Annotated in this window: 21 protein-coding genes and 1 tRNA gene; 12 read left to right on the top strand and 10 right to left on the bottom strand. The window is 68.5% G+C overall.

Annotated features, from left to right (window positions below):
• Positions 1-127: 127 nt before the first annotated feature.
• Complete coding sequence (locus FFS20_RS05235; RefSeq protein ID WP_137824864.1) at positions 128-1,345, bottom strand: MFS transporter; 1,218 nt, start codon at positions 1,343-1,345, stop codon at positions 128-130.
• Positions 1,346-1,526: 181 nt separating this feature from the next.
• Between FFS20_RS05235 and FFS20_RS05230 the strand changes: the two genes are divergently transcribed.
• The 4 genes from FFS20_RS05230 to FFS20_RS05215 all read left to right on the top strand — a co-directional run bounded on the left by FFS20_RS05230 (position 1,527) and on the right by FFS20_RS05215 (position 5,560).
• Complete coding sequence (locus FFS20_RS05230; protein ID WP_137824863.1) at positions 1,527-2,135, top strand: TetR/AcrR family transcriptional regulator; 609 nt, start codon at positions 1,527-1,529, stop codon at positions 2,133-2,135.
• Between the two features lie 203 nt (positions 2,136-2,338).
• Positions 2,339-3,160, top strand: a complete 822-nt coding sequence (locus FFS20_RS05225; RefSeq protein ID WP_137824862.1) for an HAD-IIA family hydrolase — start codon at positions 2,339-2,341, stop codon at positions 3,158-3,160.
• A gap of 196 nt (positions 3,161-3,356) precedes the next feature.
• On the top strand, positions 3,357-4,130 hold the full coding sequence (locus FFS20_RS05220; protein WP_212743291.1) for a DUF899 domain-containing protein: 774 nt from the start codon (positions 3,357-3,359) through the stop codon (positions 4,128-4,130).
• A gap of 95 nt (positions 4,131-4,225) precedes the next feature.
• Positions 4,226-5,560, top strand: a complete 1,335-nt coding sequence (locus FFS20_RS05215; protein ID WP_137824861.1) for a DUF2254 family protein — start codon at positions 4,226-4,228, stop codon at positions 5,558-5,560.
• 41 nt (positions 5,561-5,601) lie between these two features.
• Here the strand turns inward: FFS20_RS05215 and cls are convergent, their stop codons facing one another.
• The 4 genes from cls to FFS20_RS05195 form a co-directional block, all read right to left on the bottom strand.
• Positions 5,602-7,089, bottom strand: coding sequence for a cardiolipin synthase (gene cls, locus FFS20_RS05210; RefSeq protein WP_137824860.1), 1,488 nt, complete (start codon positions 7,087-7,089; stop codon positions 5,602-5,604).
• A 264-nt stretch (positions 7,090-7,353) separates the two neighbouring features.
• The gene (locus FFS20_RS05205) at positions 7,354-8,526 is read right to left on the bottom strand and encodes an acyl-CoA dehydrogenase family protein (protein ID WP_137824859.1); all 1,173 of its coding nucleotides are present in this window, start codon (positions 8,524-8,526) and stop codon (positions 7,354-7,356) included.
• Between the two features lie 59 nt (positions 8,527-8,585).
• Positions 8,586-10,628 (bottom strand): acetyl-CoA carboxylase biotin carboxylase subunit, encoded by a 2,043-nt coding sequence (locus FFS20_RS05200; protein ID WP_137824858.1) that lies wholly within the window; start codon positions 10,626-10,628, stop codon positions 8,586-8,588.
• Positions 10,629-10,636: 8 nt separating this feature from the next.
• Entirely contained in the window at positions 10,637-12,250 is a 1,614-nt protein-coding gene (locus FFS20_RS05195; RefSeq protein ID WP_137824857.1) for a carboxyl transferase domain-containing protein, read from the bottom strand.
• Between the two features lie 113 nt (positions 12,251-12,363).
• Here FFS20_RS05195 and FFS20_RS05190 point away from each other — a divergent pair, with 113 nt between their 5' ends.
• Positions 12,364-12,957, top strand: a complete 594-nt coding sequence (locus FFS20_RS05190; RefSeq protein ID WP_137824856.1) for a TetR/AcrR family transcriptional regulator — start codon at positions 12,364-12,366, stop codon at positions 12,955-12,957.
• A gap of 42 nt (positions 12,958-12,999) precedes the next feature.
• Here FFS20_RS05190 and FFS20_RS05185 read toward each other — a convergent pair whose 3' ends face one another.
• Positions 13,000-13,920: an NADP-dependent oxidoreductase gene (locus FFS20_RS05185; RefSeq protein WP_137824855.1), complete on the bottom strand. Its 921-nt coding sequence runs from the start codon at positions 13,918-13,920 to the stop codon at positions 13,000-13,002.
• Positions 13,921-14,058: 138 nt separating this feature from the next.
• On the opposite strand from FFS20_RS05185, the gene FFS20_RS17875 reads away from it, so the two are divergent.
• The gene (locus FFS20_RS17875; protein ID WP_171006997.1) at positions 14,059-15,207 is read left to right on the top strand and encodes a putative glycolipid-binding domain-containing protein; all 1,149 of its coding nucleotides are present in this window, start codon (positions 14,059-14,061) and stop codon (positions 15,205-15,207) included.
• A 98-nt stretch (positions 15,208-15,305) separates the two neighbouring features.
• On the opposite strand, the gene FFS20_RS05175 is transcribed toward FFS20_RS17875, so the two are convergent.
• Complete coding sequence (locus FFS20_RS05175) at positions 15,306-17,468, bottom strand: 3-hydroxyacyl-CoA dehydrogenase NAD-binding domain-containing protein (protein ID WP_137824854.1); 2,163 nt, start codon at positions 17,466-17,468, stop codon at positions 15,306-15,308.
• Position 17,469: 1 nt separating this feature from the next.
• Positions 17,470-18,678, bottom strand: coding sequence for an acetyl-CoA C-acetyltransferase (locus FFS20_RS05170; RefSeq protein ID WP_137824853.1), 1,209 nt, complete (start codon positions 18,676-18,678; stop codon positions 17,470-17,472).
• A 362-nt stretch (positions 18,679-19,040) separates the two neighbouring features.
• On the opposite strand from FFS20_RS05170, the gene FFS20_RS05165 reads away from it, so the two are divergent.
• On the top strand, positions 19,041-19,433 hold the full coding sequence (locus tag FFS20_RS05165; RefSeq protein WP_137824852.1) for a hypothetical protein: 393 nt from the start codon (positions 19,041-19,043) through the stop codon (positions 19,431-19,433).
• A 9-nt stretch (positions 19,434-19,442) separates the two neighbouring features.
• Here the strand turns inward: FFS20_RS05165 and FFS20_RS18075 are convergent, their stop codons facing one another.
• Positions 19,443-20,306, bottom strand: a complete 864-nt coding sequence (locus FFS20_RS18075) for a hypothetical protein (RefSeq protein ID WP_181365655.1) — start codon at positions 20,304-20,306, stop codon at positions 19,443-19,445.
• A gap of 191 nt (positions 20,307-20,497) precedes the next feature.
• Here FFS20_RS18075 and FFS20_RS05155 point away from each other — a divergent pair, with 191 nt between their 5' ends.
• The 4 genes from FFS20_RS05155 (at position 20,498) to FFS20_RS05140 (ending at position 25,083) form a co-directional block, all read left to right on the top strand.
• A complete protein-coding gene (locus tag FFS20_RS05155) occupies positions 20,498-21,802 on the top strand; it encodes a C45 family peptidase (RefSeq protein ID WP_137824851.1) in 1,305 nt (434 codons plus the stop codon).
• 94 nt (positions 21,803-21,896) lie between these two features.
• On the top strand, positions 21,897-22,388 hold the full coding sequence (locus FFS20_RS05150) for an HD domain-containing protein (RefSeq protein ID WP_137824850.1): 492 nt from the start codon (positions 21,897-21,899) through the stop codon (positions 22,386-22,388).
• Positions 22,389-22,622: 234 nt separating this feature from the next.
• Positions 22,623-23,489 carry a M48 family metallopeptidase gene (locus FFS20_RS05145; RefSeq protein ID WP_137824849.1) on the top strand — a complete coding sequence of 289 codons (867 nt, stop codon included), beginning with the start codon at positions 22,623-22,625 and terminating at the stop codon, positions 23,487-23,489.
• A gap of 73 nt (positions 23,490-23,562) precedes the next feature.
• Positions 23,563-25,083 (top strand): hypothetical protein, encoded by a 1,521-nt coding sequence (locus FFS20_RS05140; protein WP_137824848.1) that lies wholly within the window; start codon positions 23,563-23,565, stop codon positions 25,081-25,083.
• Between the two features lie 80 nt (positions 25,084-25,163).
• Here FFS20_RS05140 and FFS20_RS05135 read toward each other — a convergent pair.
• Positions 25,164-25,236, bottom strand: a tRNA-Thr gene (locus FFS20_RS05135).
• 280 nt (positions 25,237-25,516) lie between these two features.
• On the opposite strand from FFS20_RS05135, the gene FFS20_RS05130 reads away from it, so the two are divergent.
• Positions 25,517-26,608 (top strand): M20/M25/M40 family metallo-hydrolase, encoded by a 1,092-nt coding sequence (locus tag FFS20_RS05130; RefSeq protein ID WP_249356678.1) that lies wholly within the window; start codon positions 25,517-25,519, stop codon positions 26,606-26,608.
• The last annotated feature ends 37 nt before the right edge of the window (positions 26,609-26,645 follow it).

The following is a 26,645-nucleotide window of genomic DNA, read 5'->3' as shown; positions in this document are numbered from 1 at the left end:
CTCGCTCCTTCGTCGTGATGTTTCGAGCTTACCCGTCAGCTGGGTCACAGTCTGCGGCAGGTGCGACTGCCCCGGGCGGGCGCGCTCAGGCGGCCGGGGTGCGGTCGCACCGCAGGAGACCGCACGATCACGACCGCGGCGGGCCGAGGAACGCTCCGACCACGGCGATGCCGGCGGCGACGGCGAACGCGGGACCGGCGCCGAGGCCGGTGATGAGGGCGCCGAGCAGCGGTGCGCCGAGGGCCTGACCGACGGCGATGAGGAGGAAGGCGAGTCCGACGCCGGCTGCGGGCGCTCGGTCGTAGACCTCGGTGCCCCAGACGAGGAGGAGCCCGGTCAGGGCGATGTAGACGGCCCCGAAGACCGCCGCGGCCGCACAGGCACCGGCGATGCTGCCCGGCACGGCGGCGAAGAGGAGGGTCGATGCGGCGAGGATGAGCATCGCGACGAGCCAGCCGCAGCGCAGTCCCACCTTCGCGGCGAGGTCCCCGGAGACGGCTCCGAGCATGCCGAAGGCACCGAGGAGGATCCAGGCGATCGCCGAGGCGGTCTCCCCCATGCCGCCGACGCCGACGAGGAGGTCCCGGCCGAACGTCCACACCGCCGCACTCGCGAATCCCATGAGCGCCGAGGCGGCCATCAGCGGCGTGCTTCCGCGGGGGACGAGGGGGCGGGGCAGGAGAGCGGGCTCGGCCCCGCGCGGTGAGGGTGCCGCGGCCCCGGTCCCGCGCGGCGAGGAGGCCGCGGCCCCGGTCCGGCCGGGTGAGGGGACGGCGCGCAGGACCCAGAGGGTGACGAGGGCGGAGAGGACGGCGAAGACGATCCACGCCCAGCGCCACTGGCCGAGGGTGAGCAGGGCGATCGGTCCGGCGACGGCGACGCCGAGTCCCGTGCCCGCGTTGATGACCGTCTGGGTCCGACCGCGGACGGACGAGCGCACGGATTGTGCCACGGCCTGGGCGAGCGGCGGTGAGGCGACACCGGTGCTCGATCCGGCGATGAGGACACCGATCGCGAGCATCGCCGTGCTGGGGGCTGCGGCGATGAGCCCGGTGCCGACTGTGGCGATGACCCCGGCGCAGACGGCGATGGGACGCGCGCCGCAGCGCGGGGTGAGGATCGTCGCGGCGACGATCGCCAGACAGTAGGCGATGTACGCCCCCGAGGCGATCGCCCCGGCCGTCTGCGCGTCGAGGCCGAAGTCCGCGCGGAAGGCCGGGAGGAACAGTCCGAAGGCGAAGCGTGCCAGGCCGTAGCAGGCGGCGATGAGGCTGAGTCCGGCCGCCGCGAGGGCCAGAGTGCCGCGGCGGCCGAGGAGTGCTGCGCCGGTGTCGGTCGAGGTCATTGCGGAGATCTCCGGGGCTCGTCGTCGAGTCGCTGACGAGCAGCGCCGCCAATCGACTTCACAGGTCTGTGAACTAGTGTGTTCACAAGTACACTGATCTGTAAAGTGGGAGTGCAGCCGCACGTCGCAGCGACCGCCCGGGCCGGATCCCGCACGACTTCCCTGAGACAGGAGGACACCGATGACGACCCCGACGGCTGAGGACCCCCTCACTCCCCCGCAGCTCACCCCCGGGGCGCAGCGCATCCTCGAGACGGCCGCGGGTCTCTTCTACTCCCGCGGCCTCCATGCCGTCGGCGTCGACACGATCGCGCACGAGTCGGGGAGGACGAAGCGGACGCTCTATGACCGGTTCGGCTCGAAGGACGCCCTCGTCGTCACGTACCTGCAGGTCAGGCACCACACCTGGTGGTCTCGTCTGAAGCAGCGGCTGGCAGCGCTCGACGTCGCCGGCCTCGACGAGAGGTCGGCGGCCCGCGACCGCGTGCTCGCGATCGTCGACTCCTACTCACTCGATGCTGACACGACGGCCGAACGCGGATGCGCGTTCGTCAACGCCGCTGCCGAACTTCCCGCCGACCATCCCGGCCGCACCGTCATTCGGGCCCACAAGGCGCGCGTCGTCGATCTCATTGCCGGTATCCTCGACACCGGCGGACATCCCGCGGCCGCGGCCCTCGCCGAGCATGTGTTCCTCATCCTCGAAGGTGCGATCGTCCACCGCGGCCTCGACGGCGATGACCACCGTATGCAGAGCGCCCGGTCCCTCATCGGCGACCTCCTCGTCTGAATCATCTGCCCCCTGCCCGCCGACTGAGCTGAGGGAGGATGACACTTTCCGCAATCGGACGCCGCATCGCCTCGCCGCGGTCGACCACCTCGGCGAATGAGGCGAAGTCCACCCGGGGCGGCCCGCTCTTTCCGGGCGGAATCCGACTAGGCTGAAGGCGACGGGCCAACGAGTGGCAACCGCACCCGAGACCGAGGAGAGCGATGGACCGCGATTCGATCGACTGCTGGCTGACCGACATGGACGGCGTCCTGGTCAGGGAGAACAACGCCCTGCCCGGCGCCTCGGAGCTGCTCGCGCAGTGGCGGCGCAAGGACATCCCATTCCTCGTCCTGACGAACAACTCGATCTACACCGCCCGCGACCTCTCGGCGAGACTGCGCTCGAACGGTCTCGAGGTTCCCGAGGACAACATCTGGACCTCGGCGATGGCGACCGCGGACTTCCTCTCCCACCAGGTCGAGCACGGCTCGGCCTATGTCGTCGGCGAGGCGGGTCTGACCACCGCGATCCACGAAGCCGGGTTCATCATGACGGAGAACGACCCCGATTTCGTCGTCGTCGGCGAGACGCACAACTACTCGTTCGAGGCGATCACGAAGGCGATCCGACTCATCGACTCCGGCTCGCGCTTCATCGTCACCAACCCCGACGCGACCGGGCCGAGCCCCGAAGGGGTCCTGCCGGCCACCGGCGCGATCGCCGCGCTCATCACGAAGGCGACGAACCGCGAACCCTACGTCGTCGGCAAACCCAATCCGATGATGTTCCGCTCGGCGCTCAACAAGATCGGCGCGCACTCGAAGTCCACCGCGATGATCGGCGACCGGATGGACACCGACATCATCGCCGGCATGGAGGCGGGCATGCACACCGTCCTCGTCCTCTCGGGCATTTCGACCGCCGAGGATGTCCGCCGTTACCCGTTCCGCCCCGACGAGATCCTCGACGGCGTCTACGATCTCCTCGACGTCCCGCTCGATCAGCAGACCGACCTCGGCGCCGACGTCACCGGCTCCGCGTGAGCTGAGCCGAACCGATCACGTGAGCTGGGCCGGACCGGTCGCGCCCAGCCCTCGTGTCACGGGCGAGAGCCCCACCGAGGTGGATCGAGCTCGAATCTGACGTCAGATTCGAGCTCGATCCACCTCAGAGGCCGGCATCACTCGGTGCGACCCGCCCAAGCAGTCCTAGACTCGCTTTCATCATAAAAGTTCTGCGATGGAGGTCACCATGCGCTATCCCGAGGTCGTCGACGAGGACACCTGGGTCACCGCACGCCGGCGCCTGCTCGAAGAGGAGAAGGAGCTGACGAAGCGGATCGACGCCGTCAATGCCGCGCGCCGCCGCCTGCCGATGGTGAGAGTCGAGAAGGACTATCGCCTCGCCGGTCCCGACGGGGAGGTCACACTCCGTGAGCTCTTCGGCGATTCGCGGCAGCTCATCATCCAGCACTTCATGTTCGATCCCAGCTGGGACCAGGGCTGTTCGAGCTGCACGGCGATGGCCGACAGCGCCGCCCAGCCCGCCGTCCTCGAGCAGCTGGCCAAACGGGGCACCGCGTTCGCCGCAGTCTCCCGCGCACCGCTGGAGAAGATCGAAGCCTACCGGACGGCGAGAGGCTGGTCCTTCCCGTGGTTCTCCTCGGCGAACAGCGACTTCAACCTCGACTTCCACGCCACCCTCGACCCCGAGGCGGCACCGCCGAACTACAACTTCCGCGACGCCGACGAACTCATCGCCGCCGGGCAGGAATGGCTGACGACCTATCGGGGAGAGCAACCGGGGATCAGTGTCTTCCTCAGAGACGGCGACGACATCTTCCACACCTATTCGGTCTACGCCCGCGGGCTCGAGGTGATGATGCCGGCCTACGGCATGCTCGATCTCACCGCCCTCGGACGGCAGGAGAGCTGGGAGGAACCTGCCGGACGCGCACCCGTCCTCTACCGCCACGATGCCGGAGTGCTCAGCCCGGAGACCGTCACGCAGTGAGCGGCACCCGCGTCACGGGCCCCGACGGCCCGCTGCCGGGATAGACTCTCCACCACCCGGCCCAGTGGCCGACGACGGAGACGCAAGGAGGCCCGATGCCGCGGCAGCACACCGAGATCCGGGAGACCGCCTCCGACCGGCGGGAATGGCGCAGGATCCGTCGGCACCTGCGGCCGGCGACGATGTGGGGCGTCCCGCTCAGGCTCGTCATCGCCGCCGCCGTCCTCGGCGTGCTCACCCCGTTCGTCGACCGTCAGCTCACGACCGTCTTCAGTTCCTATCCGGACCTCGATTCGGGCAGCGTCGGCTCCCTGCTCGGCATCATCTCAGGCGCCATGGTCACCCTGGCCGGTCTCGCCTTCGCCGCCCTGACGACGGCGATGAGCCTCGGCATCACGGCGATGTCAGTGCGCCTGGCTCCCCTGCTCCAAGCCGATCGCGTCGTCCAGTGGGCGCTCGGCTCGTTCATCGCGACATTCGTCTATGCGCTGCTCATCGCCCTGAGCATCGCGCTCGGCGAGGACAACTACAAACCGTGGGTGGGCACGATCGGTGCCGTCACCGCCACCCTCGCCTGCGCGGTGATGTTCCTCGCCTTCGTCGTCCGTGTCTGCCAGCTCCTCACCTCCGGCGCCCTGCTGCGCAAACTCGCCCGTGACGGCTGGAGAGCCACCCGCTACCTGCCGAAGAGATTCCCCACCGAGGCGGCTGCGGTGTCCCAGCGCTCCGTGCCCAACGGTCATCCGGTGCACCGACAGCGCCCCGGCCGCGGCGGCGATGCGCTGCTGGCGGTCAACACCCCGCGTCTGCTCGACTTCGAAGACGCGTGGCACTGCACGATCGAGCTCGTCCCCACCGTCGGCTCCCCCGTGCCGGTCCGCACGCTCCTGTTCCGCACGAGCGTCGAACTGAGCAGCAAACAGGCCGCCGAGCTGGAGAAGGCCGTCGCATTCGGCGACATCGAATCGGCCGCGAACGGACCGTTCGGAGCCATCCGCACCATCGTCGACATCGCGCTCAAGGCCCTGTCGCCGGCGGTCAACGATCCGTCCCGAGCGGTTCAGGCCCTCGACCAGATCGAGGCCATCCTCATCGGCCTCTCACCGCTCGTCGCGCAGCAGGAGCGCACGCTCGCGGCCAGCCCGGACGCCTCGGTGCTGCGGGATTGGACGCGCAGCTGGACCGAGTACATCGAGGCGGCGACCGACGAGATCCGCCAGTTCGGGACCTCGTCGATCCAGATCCAGCGGCGTCTGCGAGCGCTCTTCGCCACCCTGTCCTCCGTCGTCCCGGAATCCCAGCGGCCCCCGCTTGAGGCCCGCGTGGCTGTGCTCGACCGCGGCACGGACCGCTGGTGGCATGACCCGCTCGACCGCAGGCTCGCCACGGTCAGGGATCCCGAGGGCATCGGCGGTGCCGAGCACGACTGAACCGCCCGGCACGCCGAAAGAACCGCTCGGCGCCGACACCTCTACGCGAGCGCCGACATCAACCGCATCGCCGATTCCATGTACCGGCGTGTCCACGGCCGCTTCATCCACTCGTCGAGGGTGAGCTCGTGGCTCTTCTCCCGGTAGTCGTCGATGACCGCGTTGATGTCGGGGACGAGGTTGCCGCCGGTCGTGAGCAGACTGATCTCGTAGTTGAGTCCGAAGGAGCGCATGTCCATGTTCGAGGACCCCATGACCCCGTACTCGCCGTCGACGACGAAGCACTTCGTGTGGAGGACCGCGGGCTTCGGGTAGAGGTAGATGCGCACCCCCGCCTCGAGCAGGGCCTGGTAGTACGAGGCCTGGGCGCGGCCGACGACGTACTGGTCGGCCTCCTCGCTGACGTAGAGCTCGACGTCGACGCCGCGGTAGGACGCGGTGTTGATCGCGGCGAGCAGGGACTCGTCGGGGATGAAGTAGGGGCTGACGATCGAGAGCTTCCGCTGGGCGAGGTAGAACAGCGAGTTGAAGACCTTGAGGTTCGGCTCTGTCGTGAACCCCGGCCCCGAGGGAATGAGCTGCATGCCGCAGACGTCTCCCCCGACGTCCGGCTCCGGCGCGGTGCCCTCGTAGTCGCGGATGCCCAGTTCCTCACCGCATTCGGAATACCAGTCGGTGGCGAAGACCGCTTCGATCGAGGCGACGATCTCGCCGCTGACCTCGACCATGATGTCGTTCCAATGCCGCCCGACCTTGATGTTGGCCTTCATGTCGTAGGTCGAGTCGATCATGTTCTGCGAGCCCATCACCGCGCGCTTCCCGTCGACGACGAGGAGTTTGCGGTGATTGCGCAGGTCGATGCGGCGCAGCTTGCCCCGCCATGGGATGAACGGGAGCATGAGGTGCCATTCGATCCCGGCCGCGGTCAGCCGTTTGCCGAGCGAATGGAATCCCGGGTACTTCCGCGACCCGATGTGGTCGTAGAGGACCCGGACGTGGACGCCGCGGGCCGCTGCGCGTGTCAGGGCTTCGAAGAAGACGTCGGTCGTCTGGTCCCACGCCATGATGTAGATCTGCACATGAACGTACTTCTGCGCCCCGTCGACGAGCTCGGCCATCCGCTCGATCGTACGGTCGTAGTCCATCGTGATGCCGTGGTTGGTGCCGGTGACCATCGGCAACTCGGTGAGGTTGCGACCGAGTTCGGCGATGAGGTCGAAATCCCGCGGGGCCTTCAGCGACGGCGGCACATCGGGCAGGTCGTCGGCGCCCTTGTGCATGAGCTCGTTCGCCATCGCCTGGATCCGGGCGCGCCGCCGGTTGATGTAGGGGCTGCCGATGAGGAGGAAGAGCGGGATGCCGACGATGGGCAGGAAGAGGATGAGCAGCAGCCACGCCGATGACGATGACGGGCGCCGATTCTCCGGCACGACGCCGATCGCGATGATCTTCACGATGTACTCGATGACGATCCACGTCACCGACGCCACGGTCGCCCAATTGATGTTCGCCCAATCGATGGTGTTCACCCGCAGCCTCCGTTCGTGGGGTTGAGGACAACCCTAACCGCCGAGGCGGCCCCCGGAGCCCGCACGACCGCACCGGTTCGTGCGGGGCAGGGGTGGGGACCGCCTCGGCGGGGCGATGATGAGCGGCGGGCGCGCGCCGACGTCACCACCGGGTCACGGAATGAGCGCATCCGGCACCGCGAGACCAGCACCGCGCCACCGGCACCCGCCGGGCACCGCGACCCCTGACCCCCGGCAACGCCGCAAACTCCGCGACCGGCGAGGTCAGAGCCCGAGTTCGCGGGCGATGAGCATGAGCTGGACCTCCGTCGTGCCCTCGCCGACCTCGAGGATCTTCGAGTCGCGGTAGTGCCGGGCGACGAGGTATTCGTTCATGAAGCCGTAGCCGCCGTGGATCTGCGTGGCGTCGCGGGCGTTGTCCATGGCCGCGTCACCGGCGATCATCTTCGCGATCGCCGCTTCCTTCTTGAACGGCAGACCCGCGAGCATGCGGGAGGCGGCGAGGTAGTACGCGGCGCGAGCGGCGACAACGCGAGCCTCCATGCGGGCGATCTTGAACTGGATGCCCTGGAAGTCGGCGATCGGGTGACCGAAGGCCTGACGCTCCTTCGCGTACTTGACGGACTCGTCGACGCAGCCCTGGGCGGCACCGACGGAGAGCGCACCGACGGCGATGCGACCCTCGTCGAGGATCCGGAGGAAGTTCGCGTAGCCGCGGCCGCGTTCGCCGAGCAGGTTCTCCTCGGGCACCTGGACATTGTCGAACGTCAGCGGGTGCGTGTCCGAGGAGTTCCAGCCGACCTTGTCGTACGGGGGCTCGGCGGTGAAGCCGGGGGTGCCGGCAGGGATGATGATCGTCGAGATCTCCGGCACCTCACGGCCCGACTTCGAGGTCTTCGTCCCGGTCACAGCCGTGGCGGTGACGAGACGGGTGATGTCGGTGCCGGAGTTCGTGATGAACGACTTCGATCCGTTGATCGTCCACGTGCCGTTCTCGAGCGTCGCCTTCGTCCGGGTGCCCCCGGCGTCGGACCCGGCTTCGGGTTCGGTGAGTCCGAAGGCGGCGAGACCGGAGGCGTCGGTGAGCTTCGGCAGCCATTCGCGCTTCTGCTCCTCGGTGCCGAACCGGTAGATCGGCATCGCGCCGAGCGACACCCCGGCCTCGAGGGTGATGGCCAGGGACTGGTTGACGCGGGCGATCTCCTCGATCGCCAGGCACAGCGCGAAGTAGTCTCCGCCCATGCCGCCGTACTCCTCGTCGAAGGGCAGGCCGAAGAGGCCCATCTGCCCCATCTTCGCGACGAGGTCGTAGGGGAACTCGTGCTTCGCGTCGAGTTCGGCGCTGACGGGGGCGACCTCCTCGTCAGCGAACTTCGCAACGCCTTGACGCAGGTCCTCGTATTCTTCGGGCAGCATGCCCGGGACGAAAGTGCTCATCGTGTCCTCTCCGCCGGTGGGCGTGGTTTCACTGGTGTGTGCGGTCTGTGGTGCGGTGGTCATGCGGCGCCGCCCTTCCCGGCGACCGCGGCCGCCGTCTCGGACTCTGTCGCGGAATCCGCGGCATCGGCGCTGTCGTCGACAACGGTGGCGAGCACCTCGTCGAGGGCCACCTGGGCGCCCGGCACCGCGGTGACGGTGACGGTGCCGGTGGCCGGGGCGGTGAGCACGTGCTCCATCTTCATCGCCTCGACGACGACGATCGGGTCGCCGGCATCGACGTGGGCGCCGGACTCGACCTTGACGTCGACGACGGAACCGGGCATCGGAGCGAGCACCTCTGCCCCGCCTGCCCCGGGGGTGAGCGAGGTGTCGGCCTGCGGGCGGGTGAAGACGTGGATGCCGCGGTCGCCGGTCACCCAGATCGACCGGTCACCGGCGTCGGAGAAGACCCGGCCGGTGTGCTGGGTGCCGTCGATGAGGACGTGCCAGGTGCCGTCGTCATCGACGGTGACGTCGTCGACGGCGCTCGTGACGTCGACCGTCTCCCCGTCGACGGTGAGGGCGACCGTGGGGCGGAAGTCCGGACGCGAGGTGCGGAAGGGATTCGCCCGCGCCCACGCCGAGGCGGTCCCCCGACACAGCGCGCCCGCAGTGAGCTCCCCGGTCACCTCGGTGCCGGCCCGACCCTGCGTCTGCAGGACCGCGGCGGTCGCGATCTGCCGGTCGATCTCACCGGCGATGTGGGCGAGCTGGTCCTCGCCGAGGCGGTCGATGAGTGAGGTGTCGAGGTCACCGGCGACGACCTCGGGGAGGGTGACCAGGGTGCGGAGGAAGTCGATGTTCGTCACGATGCCCGGCACCGCCGAGGCTGCGAGCGCGGCATCGAGACGGGCGAGGGCCGTGGCCCGGTCGGGGCCGGAGACGATGAGCTTGGCGATCATCGGATCGTAGTCGGAGGCGACCCGCTGACCGGCGTCGAGTCCCGAGTCGACGCGGATGCCCTCCCCGGCAGGGAACACGACGTCGAGCGCGCGGCCGCCGGTGGGGAGGAACCCGCGGGCGGGGTCCTCGGCGTAGATCCGCGCCTCGATCGAGTGCCCGGTCAGGGTGATGTCGTCCTGGCTCAGCGGCAGCTCCTCGCCGGCGCCGACGCGCAGCTGGAGTTCGACGAGATCGACCCCGGTGACCTCCTCGGTGACGGGGTGCTCGACCTGGAGTCGGGTGTTCATCTCCATGAAGAAGAACTCGTCGGGATGGTCGGCGCCGACGATGAACTCGACGGTGCCGGCACCCCGGTAGCCCACGGACTTCGCCGTCTCGATCGCCGCCTGACCGATCCGCTCCCGGGTCGCTGCGTCGAGGAGGGCCGAGGGGGCTTCCTCGATGACCTTCTGGTGGCGGCGCTGGAGGGAGCATTCGCGTTCGCCCAGGTGGATGACGTTGCCGTGCGCATCGGCCATGACCTGGACTTCGATGTGGCGCGGGGTCGCGACGAGTCGTTCGAGGAAGAGGGTGTCGTCGCCGAAGGAGTTCGCGGCCTCGCGCCGTGCGGTCTCGAGCGCGGCGGGCAGGTCGGCAGGCTCGAAGACCGCGTGCATGCCCTTGCCGCCGCCACCGGCCGAGGGCTTGATGAGGACGGGGTAGCCGATGTCCTCGGCGGCGGCGATGAGCGCCTCGTTGCTCATCGAGGCGTCCTGCGTGCCGGGCACGAGGGGAACGCCGCGGGCCGAGACGGCCTGCTTCGCGGTGATCTTGTCGCCCATCGTCCGGATCGCCTCGGGTCCGGGACCGAGGAAGACGATGTCGGCGGCCTCGCACGCGGCCGAGAAGTCGGCATTCTCGGAGAGGAAGCCGTAGCCGGGGTGAATGGCCTGGGCCCCGGTCGCCTGGGCGGCGGCGATGACCTTGTCGATGTCGAGGTAGGACTCCGAGGCGGCGGCCGGACCGAGCCGCACGGCGGTGTCGGCGGCCCTGACGTGGGCGGCGTGGGCGTCGGCGTCGGAGTAGACGGCGACGGTGCGGAGCCCTAAGCGCTTCGCGGTGCGGATGACGCGCAGGGCGATCTCGCCGCGGTTGGCGATGAGGATGGTGTCGAACATTGGTCAGCTCACATTCTGAAGACGCCGTAGCCGGCGGCGTCGAGCGGTCGGCTCAGGGGCGAGAAGCGGGCGAGGTCGAGGGCGAGCGCGAGGATCTCGCGGGTGTCCTGAGGTTCGATGATGCCGTCGTCCCACAGCCTCGCCGTCGAGTAGTACGGGTTGCCCTGGGCTTCGTACTGGTCGCGGATGGGCTGCTTGAACTCGTCTTCGGCCTCGGCCGACCAGGTCTCCCCGCGGGCTTCGATCTGGTCGCGTTTGACGGTGGAGAGGACGCTGGCGGCCTGTTCGCCGCCCATCACGGAGATGCGGGCGTTGGGCCACATCCACAGGAAGCGCGGGGAGTAGGCGCGCCCGCACATCGAGTAGTTGCCGGCACCGAAGGATCCGCCGATGACGACGGTGAACTTCGGGACGCGGGCGGTGGCGACGGCGTTGACCATCTTCGCTCCGTGCTTGGCGATGCCGCCGGCTTCGTAGTCGCGGCCGACCATGAAGCCGGAGATGTTCTGGAGGAAGACGAGCGGGATCGTCCGCTGGTCGCAGAGTTCGATGAAGTGGGCGCCCTTCTGGGCGGACTCGCCGAAGAGGATGCCGTTGTTGGCGATGATGCCGACGGGGTGGCCGTCGATGTGGGCGAAGCCGGTGACGAGGCTCGTGCCGTACTCAGCCTTGAATTCGTGGAACTGCGAGCCGTCGACGAGGCGCGCGATGACCTCGTGGACGTCGTAGGGGACCTTCGAGTCGACGGGGACGATCGAGGTGAGCTCCGCAGGTGAGTGGAGTGGTTCCTGCGGTTCGATGACGTCCCAGTTCGGCGCCGGCTTCGGCCCGAGGGTGGAGACGATGTCGCGCATGATCTCGAGCGCGTGCGCGTCGTTGGCCGCGAGGTGGTCGGTGACGCCGGAGACCCGGGAGTGCAGCGCGCCGCCGCCGAGGTCTTCGGCGCTGACCTCTTCACCGGTCGCGGCTTTGACCAGCGGCGGGCCGCCGAGGAAGATCGTGCCCTGCTCGGAGACGATGATCGATTCGTCGGCCATCGCCGGGACGTAGGCGCCGCCGGCGGTCGAGGAGCCGAGGACGGCGGCGAGCTGCGGGATGCCTGCGGCGGACAGGGTCGCCTGGTTGTAGAAGATCCGGCCGAAGTGCTCGCGGTCGGGGAAGACGTCGTCCTGGTTGGGCAGGTTCGCACCGCCGGAGTCGACGAGGTAGATGCAGGGCAGACGGTTGTCCTTCGCGATCTCCTGGGCCCGCAGGTGCTTCTTCACCGTCACCGGGTAGTAGGTCCCGCCCTTGACGGTGGCGTCATTGGCGACGATGACGCATTCGCGCCCGGCCACTCGGCCGATGCCGGTGATGATCCCGGCGCCCGGGCTCGCGTCGTCGTACATCCCGTTCGCCGCGAGCGGGGAGAGTTCGAGGAAGGGGGTGCCGGGGTCGAGGAGGGCCTCGACACGGTCGCGGGGCAGGAGCTTGCCGCGGTCGATGTGCTTCTGCCTGGACTTCTCGGGCCCGCCGAGCGCGGTGGCGCTGATGCGGTCCCGGAGTTCGGCGATGAGCTCGGCGTGCGCCTCGGCGTTGGCCTGTCCGGCCGCCGGGTTGGCCGCAGTTCCCACTGCTCTCATTCCCTGGTCCCCTCACTGCAGTTTCAGTTAATGGTGATTAACTGACTGCTATGATACTGCTCACGGTCGAGTGTGACAACGCGCACGATCATCGAGCACGAATGTGAGTGGGAATGAAGCAGACGGAAGCGACGTCGCCGCGGGCGGCGGCGAAGGCGGCCAGGCGTGAGCAGCTGCTCGCGGTGGCGAAGACGCTCTTCGCCCGGCACGGTTTCCACGGGGTCCGCCTCGAGGACCTGGCCAAGGGCGTGGGCATCTCCGCACCCGCGGTCTACCGGCACTTCGAGTCGAAGGAGGCCGTGCTCGAGGAGCTCCTCGTCGGGATCTCCCAGTACCTGCAGACCGGTGGGGATGCGATCGCCTCCCAGGCCGCCGAGGCGGTGTCGACGCTGCGGGCGCTCGTCGACTTCCACATCGACTTCGCGATGTCCGAGCCCGACCTCATCCGCATCCAGGACCGCGACTTCGCCGCCCTGCCCGACGGGTCACGGCGCACGGTGCGGCGTCTGCAGCGTCAGTACGTCAGCGAATGGGCGGCCGTCGCGGCCCAGGCCCACCCGGACTGGTCGCTCGAGGCCGCGACCGTGCGCGTCCACGCGGCGTTCGGGATGATGAATTCGACGCCGTACCTTGCCCGCAGCTCCAGCGCCGAGGTGGTCCGCCGCGAGCTGCGAGCGGCAGCGACCGCGGCGCTGGGGATCGGCTGACCCCCGGCCGCGGGTGACTGCGCCGACCGGGGTGCGGGCCGGTCAGGGGACGATGACGAGCTTGCCGCGAGTGTGCCCGGTCGCGCTCGAGCGGAACGCGTCGGCCACCTCGGCGAGGGGGAAGATCTCTGCGACATCGACGGTGAGCTTGCCCGCGTCGACGAGCTCGGTGAGTCGGGCCGTCGTCGCTCCGTCGGGGCGCACCCAGATGTAGCGACCGCCGTGCTCGGTCACGGTCGGGTCGGCGATCGAGGCGTGCGCTCCGTCGTCGGCGAGGACGGCGAGCGTGGTCTCGAGCTGGCCGCCGACGAAATCGGCGACGGCGTCGACGGGACCGCCTGCAAGCTCCGTGACCCGGTCGGCCAGGCCCTCGCCGTAGGTGACTGGTTCGGCGCCGAGGCCTGTCAGGTAGTCGTGGTTGCGCTCGGAGGCGGTGCCGATGACGCGGGCGCCGGCGGCCTTCGCGATCTGGACGGCCATGCTGCCGACGCCTCCGGCGGCACCGTGGATGAGGACGGCCTTCCCCTCGAGGTCGCCGAGGGCGTCGAGGGTGCGCAGGGCGGTGTTGCCGGCCAGCGGCAGCCCTCCGGCCTGCTCCCAGGTCAGTCCCGCGGGCTTCTTCGTCACGGCGTGGACGGGGACGGCGACCTTCTCCGCGAAGGTGCCGCCGCCGAGGACGTCCTTCCGGGCGTAGGCGACGACCTCATCGCCGATCTCGAACTCCGGGGTGTCGAAGCCGAGGCCGATGACGGTGCCGGCGACGTCCCAGCCGGGGATGACGGGGAACTGGGTGGGCAGGAACTTGTCGAGCCCGCCGCCGACGAGCTTCCAGTCGACGGGGTTGACCCCCGCGGCCTTGACTTCGATGAGGACGGAGGCCGGCGGCACCTTCGGATCCTCGACCGCTCGGATGGTGATGTCGTCGAAGTCATCGGTGAACTGGTCATAGACCGCTGCGCGCATCGCGCCTCCTCAAAGGGGCTGTCGGGTGGGATCTGCGGACACCGTGTTGTGCGCCCGTGCGACGCACAACACGGCAGGCGCCGGAGCTATTCCGCCGGAGTCCCCGCCGGTGTCAGTTCCGCGGCGTAGGCTCGTGACATGACTGCGCTCGCGGATCCTCCGCCGCCCGACTATGTCAGCGCCCGGCTCATTCTCAGGCGGTTCGATGACCGTGATGCGCCGTTCGTCCACGAGCTCCACGCGAATCCGGATCTCCTCCGCTTCATCCCGACGGCGGCGATGCCCCGGGTCGAGGACGCCGCCGCGTGGATCACCACGGTCAGCGAGTCGGCGTCACCGGGACGAGGCTGGTGGTGCGTGACCCTCCACGACGGCACCCCGGTCGGCGCTGCGGTCCTCAAACCGATCCGCTACAGCGCCGGAGAGTCCGGTGACGACGTGGAGATCGGCTGGCGGTCCCATACCGCGCATGCGGGCAGAGGTTATGCCGCCGAGGCGGGGGCGCTGCTGCTCGCTGCCGGTTTCGCCGACGGACTCGACCGGATCATCGCCGTCGTCCGACCGGACAACCCCGCCTCACAAGCGGTGGCCCGGCGCATCGGGATGGCTCCGCTCGGTGCCACCTCGAGGTACTACGACACGACGATCGATCTCTTCGAGGCGACCTCTGCCGATGCGCACTCACGGCAGGTCGCATGGAGAGGTCTCGATGATCCTGATCGTCGCGACAGCGCCGAGGTTCTCCTCGCTGACGGTCTCTACGGTGTCGGGCGACAGGTCACCGGCGACTATACGGCGGCGTGGACGGTCGATGCCCGTGACGGGTGGATCACGAGGACCGTCGCGGTCGCCGTGCAGGGCCGCGGCTGGGCGCGCACACTCACGCTTACGAGGGATCAAGACACGGGTCGCTGGTCGAGTGAGACCACGCAGTCGGGGACACCGCCCGTTCCGCTGCCGAGCCCGGGCATTGTCGACGCCGATGCCCTCGACGGTGCGCTCGACTGCGATCTCGGGCTGTGTCCGCTGACGAACACGATGCCGATCCGCCGCCTCGCTCTGCAGACCGACACGACGGCCGAGCATTCGCTGACGATGGCGTGGATCGACATGCCCTCCCTCAATGTCATCGCCGGCCCGCAGATCTACGCGGGCATCGATGCCGACCACGTCCGGTACACGAGCGGGACGCGGGATTTTACGGCGGACCTCACGATCGACAAGGACGGACTCGTCCGCACCTACCCGCAGCTCGCCGCGCGCACGGCTCTCGACCGTCCGGTCTGACTTTGGGGTCGAACACGCCGGAGGCCCGGACGAATCGCGTCGTCCGGGCCTCCGGTCTGTGAGCGCTGTCTGCAGCTCACCCAGCGGCTGACGTCACCTCACTCGTAGGTCTCCCCCGACGCCGCGCGGGCGATGAGCGACTCCGGCGGGGTGAACCGCTCACCGTAGGTCGCGGCGAGTTCCTTCGCCCGCTCGACGAAGCCGGGCAGTCCGCCCTCGTACTGGTTGACGTACTGGAGGACGCCGCCGGTCCAGGCGGGGAAGCCGATGCCGTAGATCGACCCGATGTTGGCATCGGGCACCGAGGTGAGCACGCCCTCGTCGAGGCACTTGATCGTCTCGATCGCCTCGGCGAAGAGCATCCGCTCCTGCAGATCGGAAAACGGCTCCTCCCTCGATCCGGAGTCGAAGTGCTCGCGCACGCCGGGCCACAGGTGGGTGCGCTTGCCGGTCTCGTCGTACTCGTAGAATCCGGCACCGTCCTTGCGTCCGGTGCGTCCCTTCTCGACCATCCAGTCGATGACCGCCTCGGAGGGGTGTTCCTCCCACGTGCCGCCGCCGGCCTCGACCGCGGCCCGGGTCTCCTGGCGGATCTTCTGCGACAGGGTGAGGGTGAGCTCGTCGAGGAGCTGGAGCGCACCGGTCGGGTAGCCGGCCTGGAGGGCCGCCTGTTCGACGCTGGAGGGTTCGACGCCCTCGCCCACGGCGGCGACCGCCTCGGCGATGAACGTCCCGATGACCCGCGAGGTGAAGAATCCGCGGGAGTCGGTGACGACGATCGGGGTCTTCCGGATCTGCTGGACGAAGTCGAAGGTCCGGGCCAGCGTCTCATCCGAGGTGTTCTCCCCGGTGATGATCTCCACGAGCGGCATCTTGTCCGCGGGTGAGAAGAAGTGGACGCCGATGAAGTCGGCCTCCCGCTCGACCCCGGTTGCGAGTTCCGTGATCGGCAGGGTCGAGGTGTTCGAGCCGAGGACCGCGTCGGGAGCGACGATGTTCTCGATCTCCCCGAAGACCTGCTGCTTGACGGGCACGGACTCGAAGACGGCTTCGATGACGAAGTCGACGCCGGCGAAGTCCTCGACCGAGGCCGAGGGGTGGATGCGGGCGAGCACCGCCTCGGACTTCTCCGGGGTCGTCTTGCCCTTGGCCAGCGCCGCCTCCTCGCGCTTGACGGCATAGGCCTTGCCCTTCTCCGCGGCGGCGAGTTCGACGTCCTTGAGGACGACCTCGATGCCGGCGCGCGCGGCGGTGTAGGCGATCGCGGCCCCCATCATCCCGGCGCCGAGGACGCCGAGCTTCTTCACCTGGCGGGGTTCGATGCCGTCAGGTCGGGAGCCGCCGGAGTTGATGTGGCCGAGGTCGAAGAAGAACGCCTTGATCATGTTCTTCGCCACCGCAGTGTGGGTGAGGCTGACGAAGTAGCGGGTCTCAACGGTGAGCGCGGTGTCGATGTCGACGAGCGCACCTTCGACGGCCGCGGCCATGGCCGCGCGCGGGGCGGGCATCGGGGCCCCCTTGAGCTGGCGGCGCAGGGTCGACGGCAGTGCCGGCAGCAGCATCGCGACCGACGGTGAGGTCGGGGCGCCGCCGGGGATCTTGAAGCCCTTGACGTCCCACGGCTGCACCGCCTCGGGGTTGGCCTTGATCCAGGCCTTCGCGCGATCCTCGAGGTCCGCGGCGGGCGCGAGCTCATCGATGAGACCGAGCTGCTGGGCGTCAGCGGCGGTGAACTTCGTGCCCGGCAGGATGACCTTCTGCAGGGCGTTCTGCAGGCCGATCATCCGCACGACGCGCGAGACTCCGCCGCCACCGGGCAGCAGCCCGAGGGTGACCTCGGGCAGTCCGAAGCGCGCGGACTTCACGTCGTCGGCGGCGATCCGATGGTGGGCGGCGAGCGCGATCTCGAGGCCGCCGCCGAGTGCCGCGCCATTCATCGCGGCGACGACGGGCTTGCCGAGCTTCTCGAGACGACGCAGGAGCGACTTGATGTGCTCGACCTGCGCGGTCTCCGCCTCGGCGTTCTCCGGATCGGCCCGGCGCAGTCGGTCGAGGTCACCGCCGGCGAAGAACGTCTTCTTCGCCGAGGTGATGACGACGCCGGTGATGTCGTCGACGTTGGCTTCCAACCAGTCGACGGTCTCCTCGAGGGCGGCTCCGAAGTGGTCGTTCATCGTGTTGACCGAGGAATCGGGGTCGTCGAGGACGACGGTGACGATGCCGTCGGCGTCGGTGGTGCGGGAGTAGTGAGCGTTCGTCATGTCAGACCCTTTCGATGATCGTCGCGATGCCCATGCCTGCACCGATGCACAAAGTGATGAGGCCGCGATTGAGGTCGCGGCGTTCGAGCTCGTCGAGGACGGTGCCGAGGATCATCGCCCCGGTCGCACCGAGCGGGTGGCCCATGGCGATCGCCCCGCCGTTGACGTTGACCTTCTCGTGCGGGATGTCGAGGTCCTTCATCCACTTGAGGACGACGGCGGCGAAGGCCTCGTTGAGTTCGAAGAGGTCGATGTCATCGACGGTGAGTCCGGCCTTGTCGAGGACCTTCTGCGTGGCCGGGGTGGGGCCGGTGAGCATGATCGTCGGTTCGGAGCCGACGACGGCGGTCGCGACGATGCGGGCGCGCGGCTTCATCCCCATCGTCTTTCCGACCTCCTCGTCGCCGATGACGACGAGCGCGGCACCGTCGACGATGCCCGAGGAGTTCGCGGCGGTATGGACGTGGTCGATCTCCTCGACCCAGTGGTACTTCTGCAGGGCGACGTCGTCGAAGCCGGTCTGCTCGGCGAGCTTCGCGAACGCCGGGGGCAGCTGGGACAGCGAGTCGACGGTCGAGCCGGGACGCATGTGCTCGTCGCGGTCGAGGATCGTCACGCCGTTGAGGTCCTTGACGGGCACGACGGAACCGTCGAAGCGGCCGTCCTCCCACGCCTCGGCGGCGCGGCGCTGGGATTCGGCGGCATAGGCGTCGAGGTCGTCGCGGGTGAAGCCCTCGGTCGTCGCGATGAGATCGGCGCCGATGCCCTGCGGCACGAAGTAGGTGTCGTAGTTCGTCGTCGGATCCTGCGACCAGGCGCCGCCGTCGGAGCCGAGCGGAATCCGCGACATCGATTCGACGCCGCCGGCGAGCACGAGCGATTCGAAGCCGCTGCCGACCTTCTGGGCGGCGAGATTGACGGCTTCGAGTCCCGAGGCGCAGAACCGGTTGACCTGGACGCCGGCGACGGATTCGTCGAGCCCGGCGACGAGCGCCGCGGTGCGGGCGATGTCCGAGCCCTGTTCGCCGACCGGGGAGACGACGCCCAAGACGATGTCGTCGATCGCCGCATCGTCGAGGTCGGGGTTGCGCTCGCGCAGGGCGTCGATGAGTCCGACGACGAGGTCGATGGGTTTGGTGCCGTGCAGCGCTCCGCCGCGGTTCTTCCCGCGCGGCGTGCGCACTGCGTCGTAGATGAACGCTTCGCTCATGTGGTCCTCACAGTCTTGAGGGCGCGCAGTCCGACCGTGTGATCGCCCGCGCGGATCCCTGCAAATGATGGTGAATCGGGGTGTCGGGCGGCATGCGCCGTCCGACGGCGCTCACGCTCGATCGAAGCTGATCGATCGTTCACTAATACTCACGGTCACCATTGAACACCGCATCGCTGTGATGGTCAACACACCGGACCACCCCCTCGCCGAGGCGGTCGTCGGGCACCCGCGACACTGTGACGAAGGTCTCATCGCAGGCCCGCCTCCGGACTCGTCGGACAACAGCCGCAGTGCTTATGATGAGGCGACGCCCATTTCCGGGCGGTCGCCTCACCCCTCATTGATCCTTCAGGAGAATCATGTCCGTGATCACCCCTGCCCGCCTGCGCCCGGGCCTCGCTCTCGTTCTCGCTGCCGGACTCCTCGCCGGCCCGATCGCCCTCGACGCGACCCCCGCCGAGGCGGCGACGAAGTCGTGCAAGGTCTCCATGTCGAATTCGAAGCCGAAGCAGTACTCGTGGACGACGGTCAAGGTCTCGAAGGTCGGGGCGAAGGCGAAGGTGACGACGACCGCGCACTACAAGACGACGAAGACGAAGAAGAACGCGACCGCGTCGACGAAGGGCGCGGCGAACCTCGACTACTACATCTCGGGCGCCACCCCGGGCAAGAAGGTCAAGGTCACCGTCACCGCGAAGAAGGGCAAGACGTCGTGGTCGTGCTCGACGTCGTTCACCCCGAAGAAGAAGTAGCCCCGCTCCTCAGTGTTTCGGCCTGTGCCGCCCGGTCCCGTCGGTCCTCTCCGGATCGGCGGGACTCTGCGTTTCCGGGGTCGGCTCCGCTGCTCGCGGGGCCTGTTCCGCGGAGCCCGGTTCCTCGGTGCGTTCGGTGACCGCGGTGCTCTCCCCCACCTCGGTGCCGGAGGGGTCCTCCGTGACGGTCAGTCGCTCGACCTGCACGACTCGACTCTCACCGGGCTCTTCGGTCGGATCGTCCGCCTCGGCGCCGGAGGACGCGGACTTCTCGGAGGACTCGGACACCGCCGCCGTCGCACTGTCGCCGTCGGTGGAGAACGGGGCGTCGAGGCGGATCTTCGCGATCGCCACGGCGACCCAGATCGACAGGAGCACCGGGAGGAGGATCGCGATGAGGGCCGAGGGGTCGAGGATCGAGGAGAGGTAGGAGTTGAGCTCCTGCGTGAGATCGCGTTCGTTGACGACGCGGCCGAGCCCGTTGAGCTGGTCGAAGATCACCTGGTAGACGGTGACGTAGATGAGGAACCACTGGATGTAGTACTCGGTGATCGTGAGGATCTCCAGGCCGACGCCGGCGCGCTTGAAGATCGGCTGGACGATGAGGAACATGATGATCCCCGACGCCAGAGCCACGGAGATGACGCCGAGGAAGAGTCCGGGGCCGATATTGATGAGTGCGACGCCGACGATGTAGAGGCCGAGCATGACGATGAGGACGACCATCCCGACGACGGTCATCGCCAGGCCCAGGCCGATGGCACCGAGGAACCCGCCGATCCGCTTCCAGTCGCGGTTGCCCGGCGGGGTCGTGAGGATGCCCATGATGATGAACAGTCCGCACAGGACGACGAGGTGGACCAGCAGCGACATGTCATTCTCCGTTCGCCTCGACCGGAGCCGATGATGCCCAGGCCGCTTGCCCTCAAGGGTACACAGCCTCAGAGTCCATAAGACCGACACAGGCCCGGTGACCACGGAGAACACCGCAATCCGCCCATGCCTCTCGACTCAGCGTCAATATTTTCTTGACACGCGATGAAGTGTCAACCTAGCCTTGACACATGACTTCTTTCACTTTCTACGGAATCACCGAAGACCGCCCCTCGACCCGCTGGCAGGCACTGTTCGACACCGTGTGGCCGGCCTACCGCGCCTGGTACCTCAGTCAGGGCGACTGGGCCCGACCCGATCTGGCCACCGCGGAGGCCAAGCTGCGTGAGCACATGCCCGAGCTCGTGCCGACATGGGAGCGACTCGTCGAACTCACCGGCAACGATGAGACGGCCGCGCGGATGCTCACCCTGTGGAACCCGCCACGCTTCCTGCCCGGCTGCTCCCAGGTCGCCATGTCCTCTCCCGAACCGGCGCTGCTGCGCAACTACGACTACGGCCTCGAACTCTTCGAACAGGTCCACGCCTCCACCCGGTACGGCACCCGACGGGTCATCGGCACCTCCGACTGCCTGTGGGGTCTGCTCGACGGGTTGAACGAGGACGGGCTGGCCGTCTCCCTCGCGTTCGGCGGACGCCCCGGCGACGGGGACGGCTTCGCCGCACCGCTCGTCGTCCGCTTCCTCCTCGAGGTCGCCGGCGATGTGCCCGAGGCCCTGCGCCGACTCGAGACCGTTCCGGTGTCGATGTACTACAACCTCACGATGGTCGATGCGACGGGCAGGAGCGTCACCGCGTACGTCGGGCCGGGAATGGCCCCGGAGATCATCGAGGATCCGGTCGCGACGAACCATCGGGGACGCCACCCGGACTACCCCGACCACGCTCGACGGTTCCGCAGCGTCGAGCGTCAGGAGCTTCTCACCGAGGCGCTCGAGGACGGACGCGGAGTCGAGGCGATGGCCGAGGCGATGCTCGGGCCAGGGGTCTGGAGCGGGGACTACGACAACGCATTCGGCACCCTGTACACTGCCGTCTATCGGCCCCTGAGGGGCGAGGTCGAATACCGCTGGCACTCCCGCAGTTGGACCCGCAGCCTCAACTCTCCCGAGGAGATGATCGTTGTGACACTCGACGACGACAGCACCGAACCGGTGGATCTCAGCGACTCCGGCACCGCGTCCTCCAACGCGGGGACTGCCGGCGGCGCCCGGTTCTCAGCGCCCGATCCGAATGTCGAGGCCGACCCCGGGGTGGAAGCCGTCGCCGAGCTCATCGCCTCGGCGCGGCAGGCGATCAACGGTCTCGCCCACTCCCCCGATCCGGCGGCGTTCTCCGCCCTCATCTCCCTGTCCTCCGAAGTCGGCGAGGCCCTCGGCACGAGCGCCCGCCTGCTCGCCGAACACAATTCGTGGGCCCGCGTCGCCGAACTCGCCGACGTCAGCCGTCAGGCCGCCTGGCAGCGCTGGCGCTGATCGCAGCCGACGCTGCCCCGGGGCCGTCCACCGCCGATGGTCCCCGGGGCTGTCCCCGCCAAGGCATCCGAGTCCGCACCCGTCAGGAGGCACCATGAATGGCACCGAGGATCTCATCACCCGCGCCGAGGCGATCGCTCGGACGGCGCACACCGGCCAGGTCGACAAGGCGGGCCAGGACTACATCGACCATCCGCGGCGGGTGGCAGCCAATGCCGCCGCCATCGCTGAAGAGCAGGGTCTGGACTCCGCCGATGCCGAGTCCGCGATCGCGGCGGCGTGGCTCCACGATGTCGTCGAGGACACCTCGGTGAGCGCGGATGATCTGCGTCGTGAGTTCCCCACCGAGGTGGTCGCCGCGGTTGATGCGGTGACGAAGCGCAGCGGTGAGGCCGTCGAGGACTACTTCGCCAGGGTCCGGTCCGACCGGCTGGCCGTCATCGTCAAGACCGCTGACCTCGCCGACAACACCGACCCCGTCCGGCAGGCCGCGCTCGACGATGCGACGCGCGTGCGCCTGGCCGAGAAGTACCGCCGGGCGTATGAGCTGCTCGGTGTCGACCTGCTCGAGGCGGACGCCGACTGAGTCCCTGGCACCTGCCGGCGACGACCTGCGGCAGGCGGTGTTGTCGGGAACTGCGCTGAGGTACCCTCTCGTCGGCAATGGGGGCTGCGGAGTTCTGTGTTAGTGTTTCGCAGGCTTTCGGCTGGACTGCCCCGTCCGTGAGCCCGGCGCCTGCTGGGTGGTCCCTGCCGCCTCGGCGCTGTCATCCCCATCCCCCGGCTCTCCTCGAGTCGACGACGAAGAGGACACAGTTCCATGACAGCCAACCAGACTCCCACCCCGGTGAGAGCCTACGGCCCCTCGGTCAGCCAGCTCCGCCATCGTGCCGAGATGCCGATGCTCGTCCTCGGCATCGTGCTCACCGTGATCGTCTCCCTCGGCGCGCTCACCTACCTGCTCCTCGGGCTCTCCCTCGACGAATGGGCCCTCGGCGTCCTCATCGGCCTGTTCGCGCCGATCATCAGCTTCATCTACATCCGCTACCTCTTCTGGTCACAGATCTCCAACGGTGTCGAGGTCACGGACGAGCAGTTCCCCGAGCTCTACCGGGTCTACCACGATCTCGCCGTGGAGATGGGCTTCGGTGCCGGCACGGGACGGATGTCGACGATCCCGCAGATCTACGTCATCAACGGCAACGGAATGATGAACGCCTACGCATCGAAGTGCCAGCTGCAGCGCGGCTATGTCGTCGTCTACAGTGACATCGTCGATCTCGCGTACATGTACGGTGACTTCGGCGCGCTGCGCTTCATCATGGCCCACGAGCTCGGGCACATCAAGTGCGGTCACGTGAACCTGTGGCGCAACGGCATCCAGCCGATCCTCGTCCTGCTCCGGCTCTCGCCGTCGCTCTCGCGAGCCCAGGAGTACACGGCCGATCGCACCGCGTCGTTCTACGCTCCGCAGGACGCGATGAAGCTCATCGCCCTCTTCGCGGGCAAGAACATGGCCAAGCACGTCGACGTCGACGCCTACATCCGCTCGGTCGATCGGCACAAGAACGGGTTCTGGCTGCGTCTGTCGAACTTCCTCGCCGGCCATGCGGTCGGGTTCCGCCGGATGAAGGCGCTCAGTCTCGTCAAGACCCACGGATGGAATGTGCAGGGCAAGATGCTCTGAGGCCGGCCAAGCCTCACGAGCCTCCCAGCCGGTGTGTGATGACTGACACACTCCGGGGTGGGAGAATGAAGGCGTGCGCTCAGTCCTCGTCTCGGCGAATGCCCTCGGATCCGGTCGTCCTCTGCGTCTGCTGCTGTGGCCTCTGCTCGCCGCCGTCGCAGTCTTCATCCTTGCGCTGGCGGTCCTCGCCCCCGCGCTCGCGCAGCTCGAGCGCTCCATCGCTGCGAGCAGTCAGCCGCGGCCTCCGGCGGACGTTTCCGCGGCGGTGAGCGTCGAATCCCCGCCGAGCTTCTCCGTTGCCGTCGGGGTCGATGACACGGTCTCCGAGATGCCGGCCCTGCAGAGCGCGATGGTCGACTACCTCGCGTTCTCCGACGAATATGCCAAGCGCCTCAAGGAGGGCGCCCTGGTTGAGGAGTTCGGGACCGAGGAGCGCGTGCTCTCCCCCGCCGGGGCCCGGGCCCAGGTCGAGGATGGGACGTCGGTTCTCGCGGTGATCCTGCCCGCGCAGCTCACGCCGACGGTGCTCGCCGACATCCGCGACTACTCCGCGGGACGGCTCGCTGAGGCACCGACGTATCCGATCACGATCGTCGCCGGACCGCAGGCTCTCAACGAGGACGGCTTCATCGTCACGAAGTACGAGGACGAGGTGGTCCGGCAGGCCAACGAGTTCGTCGCCGACCAGATCCGCACCGTCGCCGGCGAGCTCACGTGCGATCCTGCCGGCAGCAGCCTCAACTGTGCCCGGTCGACCGATGAGACCGCGCGGGCGTTCGAGCGACCGTTCACGACGACCGTCGACGAGGTGTCGGGGCCCGACCCGGTCGACTACTTCGGCCCGGACGCTGACGGTGCGGCGTCCGTGCCGTCGGCCGGGAACCCGCCTGCGGCGACCGCCCAGATCAACCCCGTCGCCGAGGAGGCTGCCAGCAATGAGCCCGCGTGGGCGTCGTCCGCATGGATGCCATCCGTGGTCATCGCGTCGGCGCTCGCGGGGCTGACCTTGGCATTGACGGCGTCGTTCGTCGTCAATCGGGCGGCAGGGCTGAGCATCGTCCTCGTCGGTCCGTGGCGCACGATGCGCGCCCAGCGACCGTTCCCCAGGCAGGCTCTGCTGGGGATCAAGCTGCTCATCGGAGCGGTCGGTTCGGTGGTGCTGGGTGTGGCCGCGGCCATTGCGGCGACCGGCATCGGCACGTTCGTCTTCCAGCATGCCGGTGGGCATGCGGAGGTGCGCTTCGTCGCGGTCCTCGTCTACAGCGGGGTGTTGTCCGCGATGCTCGTGAGCATCGTGCTGGCGATCAATGACCTCGCCGGCACGCTGTTCGGTGTCCTCGCGGCCGTGGCTGCGCTCATCATCGTCGCGGCGAACTCGGGACTGCCCCGCCTCCTCACGCTTCCCGTCAACGATCTCGACCTGGGGATTCAGCTGGAGATGCTCGTGTCATTGGGAAGCCCGACGACTCTGCTCTCCAACATCGCGCCAACGCTGCTGGGATTCGCCGTCGCGACGGTCGTCGCCGCAGTGGCTGGCGTTGCCGGAACCCACTTCTACGACCGTGCGCACAGCACGAAGGTCGACGTGCGGTGAGACAGGTCCTGTCGTCTGGACGGGGGAACGAATCAGGCCGGCTGACTCAGCATGTCTGCTGGTCAACCGGCCTGTTGCCGAGCCGCCTGCGGGAATCGAACCCGCGACCTATTCATTACGAGTGAATCGCTCTGCCGACTGAGCTAAGGCGGCAACCGCACCAACTTTAGCCAATCCGAGCACCGCGGGTCAAAACGGACGAGGGACCACCTCGGCGCCTGGAACCACCCACCCCACCCATGCGCGTCCACGCCGCTGATCTGCGATTTCACCCGGCCCGACGACGGTGATCCGCGACTCTCCTGCGACCTCCATCCGCTGGTGAGAACGGGTGCGACACGTGTCACACTCGACCGACCCGCTAACCTTGGGTGGATACCCACTGCGAAACCGAGAGGCCGATTACGTGAGAGAGTTCGATTCGACAGAGTTCATGAGCGACTTCCAAGCGCTCATCGAGTGCGAATCGTTCTCCCATGACCCCGCGGCACTGGCCCGCAGCGCTCAGCTCCTCTCCCGCATCGGCACCGGCCTCCTCGGAGCCGCGCCGCATGTCATCGAGACCGGCGGCCATCCGCACCTGCTGTGGCGCTTCGGTTCCGGAGAGCGTGAGGTCGTCCTCATCGGCCACCACGACACGGTTTGGCCGACCGGCACGATTGAATCCTTCCCCTTCTCCGTGACCGACGGGGTCGTCCGCGGACCCGGCGCCGATGACATGAAGGGCGGAATCCTCATCGCCCTCTACGCCATGGCCCGACTCCGCTCCGAACGCGGCAGCCTCGACGGCGTGAGCGTGCTCATCACTTCCGACGAGGAGCTCGGCTCCCCCGGCTCACGGCAGATCATCGAAGATGAGGCGCGCGGTGCGAAAGCCGCCCTCGTGTTCGAAAGCGGCGCCCCCGACGGCTCGGTGAAGATCGCGCGCAAGGGCGTGGCGATCTATTCCCTCGAGGTCGCCGGTCTCGCCGCGCACGCCGGTGTCGAACCCGAGAAGGGCATCAACGCCACCGTCGAGATCGCCAACCAGGTCGTGTCGATCGCCGCCCTCCACGCCCCGAATGTCGGGACCTCCGTCGTGCCCACCGTCATGCGCAGCGGCTCGACGACGAACACCGTCCCCGCCGAGGCGGTCGTCGGCATCGACTCCCGTGCCGCAACCGTCGCCGAACAGGAGCGCATCGACGCCGAGCTGCGGGCGCTGACCCCCACCGTCGCCGGCGCCCGCCTCGATCTCAAGGGCGGGATCAATCGGGGTCCGCTCGAAGAGGAGATGGCACTCGGCCTCTACGCCCGCGCGCAGCGCCTCGCTTCGCACCTCGGCCACCCGCCGCTGCGGTCGGTGGCCGTCGGCGGCGGCTCGGACGGCAACTTCACCGCCGGTGTCGGGACACCGACCCTCGATGGTCTCGGCACCGTCGGCGGCGGCTCCCACGCGCGGACCGAACACGCCCTGCAGGTCTGGATCCCCCGCCGCGTCGAACTCACCGCCGCCCTCGTCGGCGAACTCCTCGACGAGGACTGACCTCAGCAGACGGTCCACGACAGCGTCCGCGCCGAGG

The sequence above is a fragment of the Brevibacterium sp. 2SA genome (genome assembly GCF_005502845.1).
GTDB lineage: Bacteria > Actinomycetota > Actinomycetes > Actinomycetales > Brevibacteriaceae > Brevibacterium.
Note: the sequence above shows the minus strand (reverse complement) of the source record. Positions and strands in the feature narration are given on the sequence as shown.

What these genes read in the sequence shown, in the direction of transcription:
- FFS20_RS05235 (WP_137824864.1), bottom strand. Translation starts at nt 1,345, where the DNA reads ATGACCTCGACCGACACCGGCGCAGCACTCCTCGGCCGCCGCGGCACT.
- FFS20_RS05230 (WP_137824863.1), top strand. Translation starts at nt 1,527, where the DNA reads ATGACGACCCCGACGGCTGAGGACCCCCTCACTCCCCCGCAGCTCACC.
- FFS20_RS05225 (WP_137824862.1), top strand. Translation starts at nt 2,339, where the DNA reads ATGGACCGCGATTCGATCGACTGCTGGCTGACCGACATGGACGGCGTC.
- FFS20_RS05220 (WP_212743291.1), top strand. Translation starts at nt 3,357, where the DNA reads ATGGAGGTCACCATGCGCTATCCCGAGGTCGTCGACGAGGACACCTGG.
- FFS20_RS05215 (WP_137824861.1), top strand. Translation starts at nt 4,226, where the DNA reads ATGCCGCGGCAGCACACCGAGATCCGGGAGACCGCCTCCGACCGGCGG.
- FFS20_RS05205 (WP_137824859.1), bottom strand. Translation starts at nt 8,526, where the DNA reads ATGAGCACTTTCGTCCCGGGCATGCTGCCCGAAGAATACGAGGACCTG.
- FFS20_RS05200 (WP_137824858.1), bottom strand. Translation starts at nt 10,628, where the DNA reads ATGTTCGACACCATCCTCATCGCCAACCGCGGCGAGATCGCCCTGCGC.
- FFS20_RS05195 (WP_137824857.1), bottom strand. Translation starts at nt 12,250, where the DNA reads ATGAGAGCAGTGGGAACTGCGGCCAACCCGGCGGCCGGACAGGCCAAC.
- FFS20_RS05190 (WP_137824856.1), top strand. Translation starts at nt 12,364, where the DNA reads ATGAAGCAGACGGAAGCGACGTCGCCGCGGGCGGCGGCGAAGGCGGCC.
- FFS20_RS05185 (WP_137824855.1), bottom strand. Translation starts at nt 13,920, where the DNA reads ATGCGCGCAGCGGTCTATGACCAGTTCACCGATGACTTCGACGACATC.
- FFS20_RS17875 (WP_171006997.1), top strand. Translation starts at nt 14,059, where the DNA reads ATGACTGCGCTCGCGGATCCTCCGCCGCCCGACTATGTCAGCGCCCGG.
- FFS20_RS05175 (WP_137824854.1), bottom strand. Translation starts at nt 17,468, where the DNA reads ATGACGAACGCTCACTACTCCCGCACCACCGACGCCGACGGCATCGTC.
- FFS20_RS05170 (WP_137824853.1), bottom strand. Translation starts at nt 18,678, where the DNA reads ATGAGCGAAGCGTTCATCTACGACGCAGTGCGCACGCCGCGCGGGAAG.
- FFS20_RS05165 (WP_137824852.1), top strand. Translation starts at nt 19,041, where the DNA reads ATGTCCGTGATCACCCCTGCCCGCCTGCGCCCGGGCCTCGCTCTCGTT.
- FFS20_RS18075 (WP_181365655.1), bottom strand. Translation starts at nt 20,306, where the DNA reads ATGTCGCTGCTGGTCCACCTCGTCGTCCTGTGCGGACTGTTCATCATC.
- FFS20_RS05155 (WP_137824851.1), top strand. Translation starts at nt 20,498, where the DNA reads ATGACTTCTTTCACTTTCTACGGAATCACCGAAGACCGCCCCTCGACC.
- FFS20_RS05150 (WP_137824850.1), top strand. Translation starts at nt 21,897, where the DNA reads ATGAATGGCACCGAGGATCTCATCACCCGCGCCGAGGCGATCGCTCGG.
- FFS20_RS05145 (WP_137824849.1), top strand. Translation starts at nt 22,623, where the DNA reads ATGACAGCCAACCAGACTCCCACCCCGGTGAGAGCCTACGGCCCCTCG.
- FFS20_RS05130 (WP_249356678.1), top strand. Translation starts at nt 25,517, where the DNA reads ATGAGCGACTTCCAAGCGCTCATCGAGTGCGAATCGTTCTCCCATGAC.